Source organism: Accumulibacter sp., assembly GCF_036625195.1.
Classification (GTDB): domain Bacteria; phylum Pseudomonadota; class Gammaproteobacteria; order Burkholderiales; family Rhodocyclaceae; genus Accumulibacter.
The window spans coordinates 901,282-917,796 of the sequence record NZ_JAZKUG010000001.1 but is presented as its reverse complement, the minus strand read 5'-3'; the positions used below and the strand labels follow the sequence as shown (position 1 = coordinate 917,796).

Annotated in this window: 13 protein-coding genes; 5 read left to right on the top strand and 8 right to left on the bottom strand. The window is 67.0% G+C overall.

Annotation, left to right across the window (positions count from 1 at the left end; translation table 11 throughout):
- Nucleotides 1-52 precede the first annotated feature (52 nt).
- Nucleotides 53-460 (bottom strand): secondary thiamine-phosphate synthase enzyme YjbQ, encoded by a 408-nt coding sequence (locus V5B60_RS04045; protein WP_332345739.1) that lies wholly within the window; start codon nt 458-460, stop codon nt 53-55.
- 172 nt (nt 461-632) lie between these two features.
- Here V5B60_RS04045 and V5B60_RS04040 point away from each other — a divergent pair, with 172 nt between their 5' ends.
- Together V5B60_RS04040 and V5B60_RS04035 are read left to right on the top strand one after the other, a co-directional pair.
- The gene (locus V5B60_RS04040) at nt 633-2,132 is read left to right on the top strand and encodes a sodium:solute symporter family protein (protein ID WP_332350413.1); all 1,500 of its coding nucleotides are present in this window, start codon (nt 633-635) and stop codon (nt 2,130-2,132) included.
- On the top strand, nt 2,119-3,270 hold the full coding sequence (locus tag V5B60_RS04035; protein WP_332345738.1) for a VanZ family protein: 1,152 nt from the start codon (nt 2,119-2,121) through the stop codon (nt 3,268-3,270). Before V5B60_RS04040 ends, V5B60_RS04035 begins: the two co-directional genes overlap by 14 nt.
- A 7-nt stretch (nt 3,271-3,277) precedes the next feature.
- On the opposite strand, the gene V5B60_RS04030 is transcribed toward V5B60_RS04035, so the two are convergent.
- Complete coding sequence (locus V5B60_RS04030) at nt 3,278-4,315, bottom strand: DnaJ C-terminal domain-containing protein (protein WP_332345737.1); 1,038 nt, start codon at nt 4,313-4,315, stop codon at nt 3,278-3,280.
- Between the two features lie 532 nt (nt 4,316-4,847).
- Here V5B60_RS04030 and V5B60_RS04025 point away from each other — a divergent pair.
- Nucleotides 4,848-5,789, top strand: coding sequence for a cation diffusion facilitator family transporter (locus V5B60_RS04025; protein ID WP_332345736.1), 942 nt, complete (start codon nt 4,848-4,850; stop codon nt 5,787-5,789).
- A 35-nt stretch (nt 5,790-5,824) separates the two neighbouring features.
- Here V5B60_RS04025 and V5B60_RS04020 read toward each other — a convergent pair whose 3' ends face one another.
- The gene (locus V5B60_RS04020) at nt 5,825-6,553 is read right to left on the bottom strand and encodes an SAM hydrolase/SAM-dependent halogenase family protein (RefSeq protein ID WP_332350411.1); all 729 of its coding nucleotides are present in this window, start codon (nt 6,551-6,553) and stop codon (nt 5,825-5,827) included.
- Between the two features lie 92 nt (nt 6,554-6,645).
- The gene (locus tag V5B60_RS04015) at nt 6,646-7,206 is read right to left on the bottom strand and encodes a sugar transferase (RefSeq protein WP_332345735.1); all 561 of its coding nucleotides are present in this window, start codon (nt 7,204-7,206) and stop codon (nt 6,646-6,648) included.
- Between the two features lie 226 nt (nt 7,207-7,432).
- Between V5B60_RS04015 and V5B60_RS04010 the strand changes: the two genes are divergently transcribed.
- Both V5B60_RS04010 and V5B60_RS04005 read left to right on the top strand, forming a co-directional pair.
- Entirely contained in the window at nt 7,433-7,777 is a 345-nt protein-coding gene (locus V5B60_RS04010; protein ID WP_332345734.1) for an FKBP-type peptidyl-prolyl cis-trans isomerase, read from the top strand.
- A gap of 54 nt (nt 7,778-7,831) precedes the next feature.
- Nucleotides 7,832-8,752, top strand: a complete 921-nt coding sequence (locus tag V5B60_RS04005) for a pseudouridine synthase (protein ID WP_332345733.1) — start codon at nt 7,832-7,834, stop codon at nt 8,750-8,752.
- 26 nt (nt 8,753-8,778) lie between these two features.
- Here the strand turns inward: V5B60_RS04005 and murB are convergent, their stop codons facing one another.
- From murB to V5B60_RS03985, 4 genes are all read right to left on the bottom strand, one after another.
- Nucleotides 8,779-9,819, bottom strand: a complete 1,041-nt coding sequence (gene murB, locus V5B60_RS04000) for a UDP-N-acetylmuramate dehydrogenase (protein WP_332345732.1) — start codon at nt 9,817-9,819, stop codon at nt 8,779-8,781.
- 26 nt (nt 9,820-9,845) lie between these two features.
- Nucleotides 9,846-13,553 (bottom strand): methionine synthase, encoded by a 3,708-nt coding sequence (metH, locus tag V5B60_RS03995; protein ID WP_332345731.1) that lies wholly within the window; start codon nt 13,551-13,553, stop codon nt 9,846-9,848.
- A gap of 457 nt (nt 13,554-14,010) precedes the next feature.
- Nucleotides 14,011-15,531: a transposase family protein gene (locus V5B60_RS03990; RefSeq protein WP_332345730.1), complete on the bottom strand. Its 1,521-nt coding sequence runs from the start codon at nt 15,529-15,531 to the stop codon at nt 14,011-14,013.
- Nucleotides 15,528-16,448 (bottom strand): DUF4338 domain-containing protein, encoded by a 921-nt coding sequence (locus tag V5B60_RS03985; protein WP_332345729.1) that lies wholly within the window; start codon nt 16,446-16,448, stop codon nt 15,528-15,530. The genes V5B60_RS03990 and V5B60_RS03985 overlap by 4 nt, the downstream gene beginning before the upstream one ends.
- Between the last annotated feature and the right edge of the window lie 67 nt (nt 16,449-16,515).

Sequence of the window (16,515 nt, the reverse complement as noted above, 5' to 3'; positions counted from 1 at the left end):
TACACCGTCTGCTCTGCCGCGCGGCGCTGCTGCGCCTTTCGCACACAGTCGGTCAGGCATCGGCGATCACCGTGCACACGACGCGGCGCTCGCGACGCGGCCCGTCGAACTCGCAGAGGAAGATGTTCTGCCAGCGCGACAGGCCGAGCCGGCCGTCGATCAGCGGGATCGTCTCCGACGGCCCGACCAACCCCGCCTTGAGGTGCGCGTCGCCATTGCCGTCCTGCTCGTCGTGCAGCCAGACGCCACGGGGAATCAGCCGCTGCAGCAGGTTGACCACGTCCAGCTGGACGCTCTCGTCCCAGTTCTCCTGGATCATGATGGCGCAGGTCGCGCCTTGCGCGTACAGCGACACCAAGCCGTCGCGGATGCCACTCCGCGCCACCACTGCCGCCACCTGATGCGTGATGTCCAGCAGTTGCTCTCGTCGCTGGCTGGCGATCGTCACCGTTTCGCGCATGCCCTCCCCTTCACTGATCGTGCTGCACGCTCCTTTTTGGCATAATACCGCGCAAAAGCGCCGCACGGGCGTCGGCAAGCGGGCGCGGCAACGGCAACGCCGGGCGACATCGCACGCCCACCAGCCCGTGGCGCGCCGCCGGCATGACCACTTGCGCAAACTGGGCTTCAACATGCTGATCTGGTTCGTCGTCATCTACCTGCTGGTGTCCATTGCCATCGGGCTGTACGCCGCGACGCGCGTGCACAACACCAAGGACTTCGCCGTCGCCGGGCGCTCGCTGCCGCTGCCGGTGGTGACCGCCACGGTCTTCGCCACCTGGTTCGGCGCCGAAGCGGTCTTCGGCGTTTCCGCGACCTTCGTCAAGGACGGCCTGCGCGGCGTCGTCGCCGATCCCTTTGGCGCCAGCCTGTGCCTGGTGATAGCCGGCATCTTCTACGGCACGACGCTGTACCGGCTCAACATCCTGACCCTGGGCGACTTCTTCCGCCTGCGCTACAACCGCACGGTCGAGGTGCTGACGACGCTGTGCATCGTCGCTTCCTACCTTGGCTGGGTCTCGGCGCAGATCAAGGCCCTCGGCCTCGTCTTCAGCGTCGTCACCGATGGCGCGATTCCACCGCCCGCCGGCATGATTCTCGGCACCCTGGTCGTCCTGACCTATACCACCTTCGGCGGCATGCTGTCGGTTGCGGTGCTCGACTTCGTCCAGATCAGCGTGGTCATGGGCGGCATGCTCTACATCGCCCACCTGATTGCCGGCATCAGCGGCGGTGTCGAGGTCGTCGTCGGGCAGGCGGCGGCAGCCGGCAAGCTCGACTTCTTCCCCGACGCCGGTGCCGCCGAGTGGCTGGCGTTCATCGCCGCCTGGATGACGATGATGCTCGGCTCGATCCCGCAGCAGGACGTCTTCCAGCGCGTCACTTCGGCACGGACGGCGAAGATCGCGATCTACGCCTCGATCCTCGGTGGCGGCCTCTACTTCTGCTTCACCTTCGTGCCGATGTTCATCGCTTACGCCGCGACCCTGATCAATCCGGCGCAGTTCAACGCCTTGATCGAAAGCGATGCGCAACTGGTCCTGCCGACACTGGTTCTCGAACACACGCCGGTCTTCGCGCAGGCCATCTTCTTCGGCGCCGTCCTGTCGGCAATCATGAGCTGCTCGTCGGCGACCCTGCTGGCACCCTCGGTGGCATTCTCGGAGAACATCGTTCGCAACTTCTTTCCAACGATCGGTGACCACGCTTTCCTGCGCATCATGCGCCTGACACTGGTCTGCTTCGCCGCCATCGTCCTCACCTTCGCGCTGAATTCCGAAGCCTCGATCTTCAAGATGGTCGAGAATGCCTACAAGGTGACCCTTGCCGGCGCCTTCGTACCGTTGTTCTTCGGTGCCTACTGGCGGCGTGCGACCACCCAGGGGGCTCTGACGGCAATCGTCGGCGGTCTCGCCTCTTGGCTGCTGATCGAGCTGCTCGTCGAAGCGCCGTTGGTTCCCGCGCAGCTGATCGGGCTTGCGGTCAGCATGCTCGGCATGATCGTCGGCTCACTGTTGCCGCAGCGCATCGGCGAGCCGACTCGGGCGCATGACCTGCATGCCCGCATGCACCACCGTGCAGCCGCCCAGACGCACCACGCGACCGGCCTGCACCAGCATGACAGGAAGTGAGCGCCAGGCGCGGGCAGACGCTACTGCGGCGCTGATCCCCGACCCGGCCGGCGGCCCGACGGCCGGCGCCGCGCGCACCGGTCGGGCACTCCCGCGACCGACACGCCTGCCACTGTACCTGGCGTTGGCCTATCTGGTGCTGATCGGCTACGCCAGCCTCTACCCCTTCACCAACTGGCGTGATCTCGGCGTTGCCCCGCTGGACTTCCTCGCTGCCGGCTGGCCGCGCTACTGGACCGTTTTCGACCTCGCCGTCAATGTCCTCGCCTACCTGCCGCTGGGCTTTCTGCTGACCCTTGCACTGCGCCACCTGCCCGGCGGGCGTGCGTCGGCGGTGGCGGCGGCGGTGCTCATCGGCGGCCTGCTCAGTCTCGGCCTCGAGTGCCTGCAGAACTGGCTTCCGGCCCGCGTGCCGTCGAATCTCGATCTCGCCTGCAACGCCGCCGGGACGGCAATCGGGGCGCTGCTCGGCGCCTGGAACGGCAAGCGCATCCTGCGCCGCGTTGCCAGCCTGCAGCAGGAGCTGCTCGCGCCGAGCGAGCAGGTCGAACTCGGTCTCGTGCTGCTCGGTGTCTGGCTGCTGACCCAGTCGTCTCCGGAGACGCTGCTCTTCGGCACCGGCGACCTGCGCAACGTGCTCGCGCTGACGCCGGCCGTCCCCTATGCCGCACACTCTTTCTTCGTCCTCGAGGCGGCGATCATCGGCTGCAACACCGTCGTCATCGGCCTCTTTGCCCGGAGCCTGCTCGCCGATGGGTCGCCGACGCACCTGGCGCTGCTCGCCTTGTTCGCCCTCGCGCTGGTGATCCGGACGTTGGCGGCAGCGGTGCTGGTCGCGCCGCAGGAGGCGTTCGCCTGGCTGACTCCCGGCGCCGAGGTCGGCTTGCTGATCGGCGGTGTCCTGCTCACCCTGAGCCTGCTCCTGCCGGCATCGATGCGCTTGGCGTTGGCCGGTCTGGCGCTGATGGTGGGCACGGCGCTGGTCAACCTGACGCCGGCAAACCCGTACTCCGAAGCGGCACTGGCAGCCTGGAAACAGGGTCATTTCCTCAACTTCAATGGCCTGACGCGCTGGATGGCCAGTCTCTGGCCCTTCCTGGCACTGCCCTACCTGACCACCATCGGCCGTCGCCATTGACCCGCTCTCACACGAGTGGTGCGTCCCGGCGTGCGCGCAGCCGCTCTTGCCAGTCGGCGAGGAGCGGCGCCCGCAGCTCGAGATCGCTGGCGAGTCGCCACTCGAGCAGTTCGAGCAACTGGCAGTCTTCGCGCGCTGCAACTTGCGGATGGATCGCTTCCGGGTGCAGCACCAGGTCGCCGGCAGCACGCACTCCCTTGCCGGGGAAACCCAGACCGGGCAGACGATGTCCGCCGGCAGTCGCCGGCCATGGCGGCAGATCGATCCACGTCGTGCCGCTGAGGGTCGGTATCTCGATGCGACCGCCGCTGAGCAGGCGGAAGATGCTCACCGGAACCCGGCAATGCAGATCCGGTCCGGCGAGGTCGAACAATTCATGCGTCAGCAGGCTGATCTCGAGGTAGAGATCGCCGGCGATCCTCGACTCGTCCCCCGCTGGCAATGGTGCCTGCCGCGCCAGGCGGAGGCGCTCGCCGGCGAGCAGTGCGGCTGGCACGGTCACCACGAGGGTACGCGCTTCGTTTCGCCAGCCGCTGCCGGCGCAGTCGGTGCAGACCGTCTCGCGCAGGTAGCCGCGGCCACCGCAGTTGTCGCAACGGCCGGTCCTGCCGCCGGCTCGCACCACCCTGCCGCAACCACTGCAGGCAGGACAGGGTACCGAGTGACTGTGCTGGACGCGGCCACTGCCGGTGCACGCGCTGCAGCGAACGCGATGCAGCAGCTCCACGGTACGCTGGCAACCCGCTGCCGCCTGCTCGAGAGTCAGCGTCAACGACTGCAGGAGATCATCGCCGGCCGCCGCGCGATCGCTGGCGCGATCTGCCGCGGGGCTGCGCTGAGCCTGCTGCCAAACGGCCAGCCTTTCGTCGTCGAGCAGCAGTTCGTAGGCGGCATGAACCCGCTTGAACTCGACCGCAGCCGCCGGCGAAGGATTGCGATCCGGATGCCAGCGCATCGCCAGGCGACGGTAGGCGCCCTTTATCTCCTCGCGCGATGCCTCCCGGGCAACGCCCAGAACGAAGAAGGGATCCTCGAAGTCGATCATCGACGAATCGTCATGGCAGGAGCACTCGGGAAGCTGCGGAAGACGGCGCGGCACATCATGGGCCAGAGGGCAGACGGACCAGTGACGGCGCGCGCGACCGCAATCGGGGGCAGCCAGACAGCATGACGCGCGCCCACCACGAGCGCGCTGCCACGGGCGGCGGGTGCACCGCCAACCAGCATTCTGCGGCGGCTTCCTTACGCCGAGCTTGCGGCCGCTCAATTGCCGACAGGCAAGTTGAATCGCGGCAGCAGACCGGAGCTTCACCCTCCTGCCGCCGGTCGCGGCGGTGGACAGGGATGGCTGCCGACGTGGGCTGCGCGCCGTTTCCGATACCACCCTTTTCGCCAGCTTGGCGCTGTCCGTGCGATAGACTGATGATGGTGGCTGCCCATTGCGGTGGTATGCTACCCGCCGGAAGGCAGTCGCCGCCTGCGTCCAGCACTGCGGGCCGCCGGCGGCTGGCGGGTCCCCAGCCAGGAGGAGAGCGCACCGCAATGAGGATCGCCAGCTCATGCCGCCAGCCGGCAGGATGACCAAAGATGTCGTGAGCAGGGCGTCACTGACCCGCTACGCTTGGCTGTCGATCGGCGCAGCGACGCTGACGATCGCGCTCAAGGGCGTGGCGTGGTGGCTGACCGGATCGGTCGGCCTGCTCTCCGACGCCATCGAATCCTTGGTGAACCTCGTCGGCGCACTGATGGCTCTGTGGATGCTGACCCTGGCAGCACTGCCGGCCGATGAGGAACATGCTTACGGGTACAGCAAGGCCGAATACTTCTCGAGTGCCTTCGAAGGCTTCCTGATCCTGCTGGCAGCCATCAGCATCGGCTACGCAGCGCTCGTCAGGCTGCTCGACCCGCAGCCGCTGGCGGAGGTGGGCGTCGGCCTGATGGTTTCGCTGCTGGCATCAGCCATCAATCTGGCGACCGCCCGCATCCTTCTGCGCGTCGGCCGCGAGCACGATTCGATCAGCCTCGAGGCCGACGCGCAGCACCTCATGACCGACGTGTGGACCTCGGCCGGAGTGATCGTCGGGGTCGCGCTCGTCTGGCTCAGCGGCTGGCTCTGGCTCGATCCGACGATCGCGCTCGTCGTCGCGGCAAACATCCTGTGGACCGCCTTCCAGCTCATGCGGCGATCGCTCTCGGGGCTCCTCGACGCGTCGCTGCCGGCGCCGGAACTGGCGCGCATCGAGGCGCTGCTGGCGCGTCATCGGACGCAGGGCATCGCCTTTCATGCGCTGCGCACGCGCCGCGCCGGCAGCCGCAGCTTCGTCAGTCTGCACGTCCTCGTCCCCGGGCAGTGGACGGTGCAACAGGGTCACGACCGGGTCGAGCGCATCGAGGACGAGATCCGCGAGCTTCTGCCGCGGGCGCACGTCACCACCCATCTCGAGCCGCTGGAGGATCCGCTGTCGATGAGCGACCAGGATCTCGAACGACGACCGCGAAGCCGCATCGCGTCGCCGTGAAAGCGCCGCCGGTGTCGGCGGGCTGCCGGCACGCTTCAGGCGAGAAGGGTCACCGGCGACCCCGGGGCCAGAAACAGGCACGATGCCGCACTGCCACGGTTGACGGCGACCTCGACCAGACCGATGCTGTTCTCGTACCAGAACGCCTCGCCTGCGGCAACCTCGGCGAAGACGCGCGCCGGCGACAGTTCCTGCCCGCCCAGTCGCAGCCGCGCTTGCGGCGGGACGTTCGCCGCGCGCATCCCGGTCATGGCGTTGCCATAGTGATCGACATAGATGATCTCCGCGAGGTCGTCGGCGGGAAGTGGATGCTGCAGGCGACTGGTCGCCAGCCAGGCTGCCGGCCAGTCGCCGGTGGCGATGCGCGCGGCTACCGGAGCAAACAGGTCTCGCCCGTGGAACGAGTGCGACAGCCGATCGGGCCGCCAGACGATGCGCCAGGTCCGTCGTTCGCGGGCACGCGCCGCCACGACCGCGAGGATGCCATTGTCCGGCCCGACGTAATACTTGCCATCCGCTTCGAGGACTGCCGCCGGCCGATCGCTGCCGACGCCCGGGTCCACGACGGCGAGGAAGACGCTGCCACGATCGAAGCTGGCGTGCAGCGCGGCCAGCAGATGCGCGCCGGCTCGTGCCGCGAAATCGGGTACCCGGTGCAACAGATCGACGATCGGCATGTCCCGACGCCCGGCACGCAAGAGTGCCGCTTTCATCTGCCCGACGTATGGGTCATCGATACCGAAGTCAGTGAACAGGACGATCATGGCGCGCGGAAGGGAGGTGATCAACCGGCCGCATGGCGCGCATCGCCAGTCGCGGGCGGCGGCAAAGCGCACGATGGCGCGGACACACGGGCCTAATGGCTGACACCCTCGCGGAACACGACCCTGGCCACGGTCAGGCAGAGTATGCGCAGGTCAAGCCATACGGACTGATTGCGCAGGTACTCGACGTCGTAGTCGACCTTGACGGGGATCGGCAGTTCATCCCGGCCGTTGACCTGCGCCCATCCCGTCAGCCCGGGAAGCAGGTCATGAACCCCACGCCGCGTTCGCAACTCGATCAGGTCATACTGGTTGTACAGAGCCGGGCGTGGTCCGACGAGGCTCATGTCGCCGACCAGAACGCTCCACAGCTGTGGCAACTCGTCAAGGCTCGATCGGCGCAGGAACGATCCGACGGGTGTCAGGAACGTCTGCGGATCCGTCAGCAAGTGGGTGGCGACAGCTGGTGTTCCGAGCCGCATGCTGCGAAACTTCGGCATCCGGAAGACGCGGTTGTGCTGGCCGATGCGATCGGACCAGTAGAGCACCGGGCCGCGGGATGTCAACTTGATGAGCAATGCGATGCTGGCGGCAGGGAGCAGCAAGACGAGCGCGGCCAGACTGGCCAGCAAGAGGTCAAGTGTGCGCTTCATTGCAGAACCGACGCGATGGTGAACGACCATCAGGCAGATGCATCATAACAGCAAGGAGACCCCTTGGCGACGGCGCAGTCGATGCCGCCGCGGCAATCCGCGACAAGCCACCCGCCGCCACCGCCGGCCGTATCCGATCCGTCGCACTGGCTTCATGCCACTGGCCGTTGCGGGCCAGGGTGGGCTAAACTTGCCGCCTTGCCAATAATCGAGGAGAGGAACCAGAATGCCCATTGTCACCACCTCCAGCGGTCTGCAGATCGAGGACATCATCGTCGGCAGTGGCCCGACCGCGGCGGCCGGTCAGCACGTCATCGTCCACTACACCGGCTGGCTGGCCGATGGCAAGAAGTTCGATTCGAGCGTCGACCGCAACGAGCCCTTCCGCTTTCCACTAGACGGGCGCCACGTCATTGCCGGCTGGGAAGAGGGGGTACCGGGAATGAACGTCGGTGGCATCCGCAAACTGACGATTCCGGCCGAACTCGCCTATGGTGCGCGCGGCGCGGGAAAGCTGATCCCGCCGCACGCCAGACTCGTCTTCGAGATCGAGTTGCTCGACATCGCCTGAGCGATGGCTGCTCCGCCGGGAAGATTGCCGCGCGGACGCCCGGGGAAGCCGCCGGTGAATGCGATCGCCGGCTCGCCACGCTTGCCAGCCGGCGCCGCGCGTCCCCAGCGAGGCCCGGCGACCGGTGACGCGGCAGTAGGGCAGCAGACCGGCAGGAATACCGAGCAACCTCACCGGGCGACGCAACCGCGTCCGCCCGCCGCGCGCGCCGTGCAGCCAACGCCGCCCTCCGTTGCCGGCGAGCAGCCAGCGGCGATCCGCATCTCCAAGCTGATGGCCGAGCGGGGCCTGTGCTCGCGTCGAGATGCCGACGACTACATCGCACGTGGCTGGGTGTTCGTCGACGGCAGGCGGGTCAGCGAACTCGGCAGCCGTGCCGCGCGCAGCGCGGTGATCACCCTCGACCGACGTGCACTGGCCGTCCAGGAGGCGTGTCTGACGATCCTGCTGCACAAGCCTGTCGGCTACGTATCGGGACAGCCGGAGCCCGGCTGTACGCCGGCGGTCGTTCTGATCCAGCCCGAAAGGCAGTTCCGTACCACCGACACACCGGCTTTTCATCCATCCTGCCTGCGGGGACTGGCGCCGGCAGGGAGGCTGGACATCGATTCGACCGGCCTGCTCGTGCTGACGCAGGACGGGCGGGTGGCACGACGACTGGTGGGCGAGGATTCGACGATCGACAAGGAGTATCTGGTTCGCGTCGCAGGCCAGCTCGACGACCGCGGGCTGGCGCTGCTCAACCATGGGCTGAGCCTCGACGATCGCCGGTTGAAACCGGCGCAGGTGGAATGGCTGAACGCCGACCAGTTGCGTTTCGTCCTGCGCGAAGGCCGCAAGCGCCAGATCCGGCGCATGTGCGAACTCGTCGGGCTGCGCGTGCTTGCTCTCAAGCGCGTCCGCATCGGTGCCGTCCGGCTTGGTGACCTGCCGCTCGGACAGTGGCGGTTCCTGCGCCCCGGCGAGGTGTTCTGAGGGTCGCTGGGGACCCTGGAACAAAGTCAGAGGAGAACCGGTTCCGGCGACAGCTCGACCGCGAAGCGCTGCCGTACGGCATCCTGGACGGCACGTGCCAGCGCCATCACATCAGTCCCGAGTGCGCCGCCGCGGTTGACCAGTACCAGCGCCTGTTTCTCGTACATGCCGACGCGGCCGAGGTCGCGCCCCTTCCAGCCCGCCTGCTCGATCAGCCAGCCGGCGGCGATCTTGATCCGGCCATCCGGTTGCACGTGGCAGGGCAGTTCGGGAAAGTCCCGCCGCAGCCGCCCGCCGAGTTCCGCCGACACCAGCGGATTCTGGAAGAAACTGCCGGCGTTTGGAACCGTTGCCGGGTCGGGCAGCTTGCGGTTGCGAACGGCGATGACGGCATCGGCGATCTGCCGCGCATCGGGTCGGGCCAGTCGTCGGCGGTCCAGTTCGGCAGCCAGGTCCGCATAGCCGGTCAGCGGCCGCCAGTCCTTCGACAGGCGGAAGGTGACGCTGGTGACCACATGGCTGCCATCGAGATGCCAGCCATGTTGCTTGAAGACGCTGTCACGGTAGCCAAAGCGGCAGGCCGCGCGATCGAGGTGCAGCAGCCGGCCACGCGCCATGTCGAAGGCCTCGAGCGACTGGCAGCGATCAGCGAGCTCGAGCCCGTAGGCGCCGATGTTCTGGATCGGTGCCGCGCCGACGGTGCCCGGGATGAGCGCCAGGTTCTCCAGCCCCGGCCAGCCGCGGGCGAGTGTCCACAGCACCAGCTGGTGCCAGCTTTCGCCAGCACCGGCGCGCACGTACCACGCGTCGGCATCCTCACCAAGCAGTTCGCGACCAGCGATCGCCATTCGCAGCAGAAGGCCGTCGAAGTCTCCGCTGAGCACCACGTTGCTGCCGCCGCCGAGAACGAAGCGCCGTCGGGACTGCTGGAGGTTGGCGAGTTGCGCCAACTGGCGACAGGAGCTGATCTCGGCAAGATACGCGGCGCGCCCGGGAAGAGCCAGCGTCGTCCGTCCGGCCAGGTCCACGTCGGCTGTGACGAAGTCGGGCAACGGCTGCGCACGCATCGCCGGCACTCCGCTCCGGCACCGGCTCAGAGCAGCGGCGCCAGCCAGCGCCTCGCTTCCTCGAGACCGAAGCCCGATCGTTCCGCCCAGTCCTCGAGCTGGTCGTTGGCGATCCGGCTGATGGCGAAGTAGCGTGCCTGCGGGTGCGCCAGGTAGAAGCCGGAAACCGCTGCCGCGGGCGTCATGGCACAGCTCTCGGTCAGTGCCATGCCGGTGTTGCGCGGCACATCGAGCAGCGCGAAGAGCGCCCGCTTGGCGGTATGGTCGGGGCACGCCGGGTAACCGGGAGCCGGGCGAATGCCGCGATACTCCTCGCGAATCAGCGACGCCTGGTCGAGGCTCTCGGCGGCGGCGTAGCCCCAGTAGTCGCGGCGGACCTGCAGATGCAGCCATTCGGCACAGGCTTCGGCGAGACGGTCGGCAAGCGCCTTGAGCATGATCGACTGGTAGTCATCATGGACGGCGGCAAACTCGGCGAGCTTCTCCTCGATGCCGAAACCGGCGCTGACGGCAAAGGCGCCGATCCAGTCAGGCGTGCCGCGGTCGGCGACGAAATCGCTCAGACAGTAGTGCGGCTTCCCTTGCGGGCGCTCGTGCTGCTGGCGCAGGTTGTGCCAGATCATCAGCCGATGCTGGCGCGACTCGTCGGCATAGATTTCGATGTCGTCGCCGACGGCATTCGCCGGAAACAGGCCGCAGACGGCCCTCGCGTGCAACCACTTCCCGGCGACCAACTGCTCGAGCATCTTCTGCGCGTCGGCGAAGACCGCGCGTGCCGTACGTCCGACCACCTCGTCGTCGAGAATCTTCGGGTAGCTACCGACGAGATCCCAGGTCTGGAAGAACGGACCCCAGTCGATGAACGGCACCAGGCTCGCCAGATCCACCTGCCGCAGAACGTGCAGGCCCGGGTTGTGGGGCGGGTGGGGTTGGTAGTGCGCGTCTGCATTCCAGAGGAAGCGGTTTGCTCGCGTCTCCGCCAGTGGCAACAGGACGCTGCCTTTCTTGTTCGCGTGCTGCGCGCGCAAGCGTTCGTAGTCGGCGGCGACCTCGCCGATGAACTCGCCTGAACCTTCGACCGACAACAGCCGCGTCACGACGCCCACGGCGCGCGAGGCATCGGGCACGTACACTACCGGCCCCGAGTAGTTGGGGGCGATCTTGATCGCGGTGTGTGCTCGGCTGGTCGTCGCACCACCGATCAGTAGCGGCACGGCTGGCGCACCGTCGTCGGCAGCGGCAAAGCCGAGTCGCTCCATCTCGGCGGCGACGTGACTCATCTCCTCGAGCGATGGAGTGATCAGCCCCGACAGGCCGACTGCTTGCGCGCCATGCTCACGCGCCGCGTGCAGGATGCGGTCGCACGGCACCATGACGCCCAGGTCGATGATCTCGTAGCCGTTGCAGTTCAGCACGACGCCGACGATGTTCTTGCCGATGTCGTGCACGTCGCCCTTTACCGTCGCGATCACGACGCGGCCCTTGCTGCTGACGCCCGTGCGCAGTTTCTCCGCTTCGATGAAGGGAATCAGGTGCGCGACGGCCTGCTTCATCACGCGCGCCGACTTGACCACCTGCGGCAGGAACATCCTGCCGGCGCCGAAGAGATCGCCGACGACATTCATGCCGTTCATCAGCGGCCCTTCGATGACCGCCAGTGGCGGCTTGCCGGCTGCTGCCAGCGCCGCGCGGCACTCCTCGGTGTCGGCGACGACGAAATCGCTGATTCCCCTGACCAGGGCGTGCGTCAGCCGCTCTTCGACCGGCTGCTCGCGCCACGCGAGGTCGGGACCGGTATCCCTGGCCTTGCCCTCCCTGACCGTCTGTGCGAAGTCGACCAGTGCCTCGCCGGCATCAGGACGCCGGTTGAGGACGACATCCTCGACCTTCTGCCGCAGAACCGGGTCGAGATCGTCGTACACCCCGAGCATGCCGGCGTTGACGATGCCCATCGACAGACCGGCGCGGATGGCGTGATAGAGGAAGACGGTGTGGATCGCCTCGCGCACCGCATCGTTGCCGCGGAACGAGAAGGAAACGTTCGATACCCCACCCGAGATCTGCGCTGCCGGCAGATTGGCGCGAATCCAGGCGCAGGCATCGATGAAGGCCACGGCGTAGTCGTTGTGCTCCTCGATGCCGGTGGCGATGGCAAAGATGTTCGGATCGAAGATGATGTCCTCGGCCGGCAGGCCAGCCTCTTCGGTGAGCAGGCGGTAGGCACGGCGGCAGATTTCCGTCTTGCGTGCGAAGCTGTCGGCCTGACCGGACTCGTCGAAAGCCATGACCACCACGGCGGCGCCGTAGCGACGCGCCAGCCTCGCCTGGCGAAGGAACTCCGTGACCCCCTCCTTCATCGAGATCGAGTTGACGATGCCCTTGCCCTGGATGCACTTCAGACCGGCCTCGATCACGTCCCATTTCGACGAGTCGAGCATGAGCGGCACGCGCGCGATGTCGGGTTCACTGGCGATCAGCTTGAGGAAGCGCTCCATCGCCGCCCGCGAATCCAGCATCGCCTCGTCCATGTTGATGTCGATCACCTGGGCGCCATTCTCCACCTGCTGCCGGGCGACCGCGAGCGCATCATCGAAGCGCCCCTCGAGAATCATTCGTGCGAAGGCTCGTGAGCCGGTGACGTTGCTGCGTTCGCCGACGTTGACGAACAGGGAGTCCTGCCCGACATTGAACGCCTCCAGTCCCGACAGCCGCAACTTGCGCTCGCGAACGGGAACGCGGCGTGGCGCGATACCAGCAACGCCGCTGGCGATCGCCGCGATGTGCGCCGGCGAGGTGCCGCAGCAGCCACCGACGATGTTTACGAAGCCCTTCCTCGCCCAGTCGGCAATCTCCGCTGCCAACTGCTCCGGGGTCTCGTCATAGCCGCCGAAGGCGTTCGGCAAGCCGGCATTCGGGTGCGCCGAGACGAAACAATCGCAGATCCGGGACAGCTCTTCGACATGTTGCCGCAGTTCCGCTGCACCGAGCGCGCAGTTGAGGCCGAAGCCGAGCGGCCGCACGTGGGCGAGCGAGTTCCAGAATGCCTCGGCAGTCTGTCCGGAGAGCGTCCTGCCGGAAGCATCGGTGATCGTCCCCGAGATCATGATCGGCCAGCGCCGACCCGCCCGCTCGAAGTAGCTCTCGATGGCGAACAGTGCCGCCTTCGCATTGAGGGTGTCGAAGACCGTCTCGACCAGCAGCAGGTCGACGCCGCCCTGGCACAGCCCGTCGATGGCTTCATCGTAGTTGGCGACCAGTTCGTCGAAACTCGTATTGCGATAGCCGGGATCGTTGACGTCGGGAGAGATCGACGCGGTTCGCGACGTTGGCCCGAGCACGCCCGCGACGTAGCGCGGTCGCGCCGGATCGGCGGCGGTGAACTCGTCGCAGACGGCGCGCGCCAGGCGTGCGCCGGCCACGTTCAACTCGTGTACGATGCCTTCGAGATGGTAGTCGGCTTGCGAGACGCGCGTCGAATTGAAGGTGTTGGTTTCGATGATGTCGGCGCCAGCCGCGAGATACTCGGCATGGATCGCCCGGATCAGTTGCGGGCGCGTGAGCAGCAGGAGGTCGTTGTTGCCCTTCAGGTCATGCGGGTGCCCGGTGAAGCGACTGCCGCGGTAGTCGGCCTCGCGCAGGCCGTGGCGCTGGATCATCGTGCCCATCGCTCCGTCGAGAACCAGGATCTGGTGTTCGAGTCGTTCTGTCAGTTCGGCGGTCCGGTCGGGCTGCATGGTGATTTCCTGATTTCCCCTCGGGGGTGGGGTATGGGTACAAAGCAAAAACCCGTCGACGCGAGGCGCGACGGGTTGTGCAGTGGGCCTCGCTTTAGCTGGATTTCTAAGGCGCCCGCAATCTGTTGGTGTCAAATCGGCGCCACCCCCCTTGCAAACCGGAGCGGGCCTACGAATCTACCCGCCACGGCATGGGTTGTCAAGCTGGCGTCGGTGGCGACAGCCCTGAAGCATGACCCTGCTGAATCGGCCCCGCTTGCCGGAAGCCCCCGTTTTCGGCGCTGAAGCGGTCAGATTGCTGGAGGCTGGTGGCAGGTGAGGGCTGGATGCGTGGGTGGTGTGGGGTCCGTGAAGAGGGTGTCGATCGGTGGCAGGAACTCCGTTGTGATCTCTGGGCGAGCCTCTCCCTGCACGGAGCGCACCGCGCGGGGTGGTTCCTGGGGCCGTCCTGGAGAGGTCACTCGAGTTGCAGCAGAAAGGGTTTGGCGAGAAGCACGCGCATCCGCGCGGAATCGAGCCAGGGCGCAGCGCAGGAATTTCGGATGAAGGCGATGGCCCCGCGCACGCCGAGTTGGTCGAACAGATCGCGCAGCTGTCGCGTGAAGCGCGCCAGGGTATTGAAGACATGCGCCAGCCGCATCAGGAGGTGGTAGCCGCGCATCGCATTCCAGTCGAGGGCAAAGGCATGCTCGTAGTGGTAGCCCTGGTGTTTCTCGACGAGGAAGCCCGCTTCGATGCCCCAGCGGTGGCGGGCGCCGAGATTGCAACGCGCATGGACGTTCTCGCAGCTGAGCGGCCGACTGGAGAGCCAGGCGTGGCGTGCCGTCTCGGTCACGATGGCGGCCTGTTGGTCGACCCGCTGCCAGCTTTCCTCACAGACGACCACGTGCAGCTTGAGCCGGCAACGACCGTTCGCGCCAAAGGCATACTCGATGTCATTGACCCAGCTGAAGTGCTGTTGGCGTTTGCCCCAGTCCAGCTGCCGGGTTTGCGACTGCCGGGGCTGCAGCGCGCGGAACTCCTCCCAGACCGAGGGCAGATCCTTGTCCCGGAGGACGATCATGAACTGCCAGCCGGCGCGCAGGCAGCGTTGCATCACCGGCCCGTTGGCGTAGAGTCCGTCGAGCACGAGCAGGATCGGCAGGCGCGGGAACAGCCTCTTGAGCCGGTCGCTCAAGCGCGCAAAGCCGCGCAGCTCGCAATCCTGCTTCTGCGCTTCGCTGTCGCCCAGCGCGTGTTCGAGGAACTCGCTGAGCAACGGGATGACCAGACCGCCGTGGAAGACGAGGCTGGCTTCGAGCACGTAGACGAAGTACTGGGTGTGGCGGTTTTCGTCCTTGCCGACGCTGCGCTGCAGGAGTTCCTCCGCCCAGAGGGTGTCGCCGGCGAGCTTCTGCGAGCCATCGATGGCGATCGGATGGCAGTGGTTGATCAGATAACGCCGGAAGCTCTTGCCGCGGATCAGGCGGCGCACCAGGTCGACGTGCGCCTCTTCGAGTTCAGTCAGGTCGATGTCGCGCAGCAGCCGATAGAGGGTGTCGGCGTGCGGCAGGGCCTCGATCTCCGGGAACAGCAATTGCAGGTTGGCGAGGAACTGCGGACGGGTCATTTCGCGGTTGGTCTCGCGCCGGGAGGCGAACTGGAAGACGAACATCAGCAGGCCATAGAGCAGCAGCACGGTCAGCTTGTGCCGGCGCTTCCTGGGGTCTCGCGGGTCGGGAATCCGTTCCAGCTGGTCGAGCAAGCCCGGCAGCTCCTGGCGCAGGAGGCGCGCCTGCTTGCTCACGGCGTCCTCGCGGGCTGCGCGTTCTTCGTCGATGGTCGCGAAGCTCGAGCATCGGTTGGGCAGCGGCGGGGGTGACTGGGGCCGTTGTCCCATCGCGCGCCGCTTCGCGTTCAGCGCCTGCTCCTGCCGTCTCTTGTCGCTGCGTTGCGCCCGAATGCCGGCACGCGTCGGACGACGGCAGGGTTTGCTCATCGCCGGGTGGGCTCGGTCACGGCGCACAGCCGGTCCCGACCGTCGCTGCCGAGCGGCTTGACCCATACTTGCCGAGGCGTGCTGTGATAGGTCCGGCCAGGGCGGGCCAGCCCGCGTCCGCTGGTCTCTCCGAGCAATTGCCAACCGGCAGCCCGGTAGCAGGTGCCGGTATGCTGTCGCGGGTCGACGAAGCTTTCCAGCAGCAGGGGCTCGAAGCCCCAATGTTCGAGCCAGTCGCTGCGCGCACGACGCGCGAGTTGGCCGAGCACCTGGCTGGCCAGATGCGGTACGCGAACGTGCGGGAAGATCAGGAAGCGACTGTTGTTGAGTACCCGTGGCAGGTTGTGGCGCCGGGTCTGCGCGGTCCAGCCGATCCAGTCGTCGCGCACGGCCACCGCCCGGGCGGCACCGGACAACAGGACACAACCGAGCCGCAGCTCGCCCGCCGTGATGAAGTAACGCAACCGGTAGCCGAAGGCACCCTGGAAACCGAGCGGGTGCCAGCGCGCCATCAGATCATCCCATTGCTTCGCCAAGGCGGTGTCGTGGATCACTTCCAGGCGGACCGGGGCCAGGGCCGACAGCGAAACCTCCACCGGAGTCGGCTCGACCATCGGCTCGGCAACGGCCCGGGGCTGCGCCGGGCAGCGTGGCGTCGAACGGGATACCCGCGCGGCCCGCTGTGCGGGCAGGACGAGCAGGCCGGCCGCCTGCAAGCGCTGCAGGAACTCCAGGCAGGCGCCCGTCTTCGCCGTCCCCGTCAGCGTCACCCAGCCCAGATGCTCGCACAGCGTCGCCGCCAGTTCATGGCGCGCCAACCCGGGCAGCCACGCCACCGTCGCGCAGATGTCGGCAACCTCTCGCGCACTGAACTCCCGGCCGCAGTGCACCCAACTGCTCGGCGTCATCGCATCCATCGCACAACCTTCACCAGAAACGCAGATCCGCTAACCTCAGCCTATTCTGCCAAAGGCCTCGAAAATT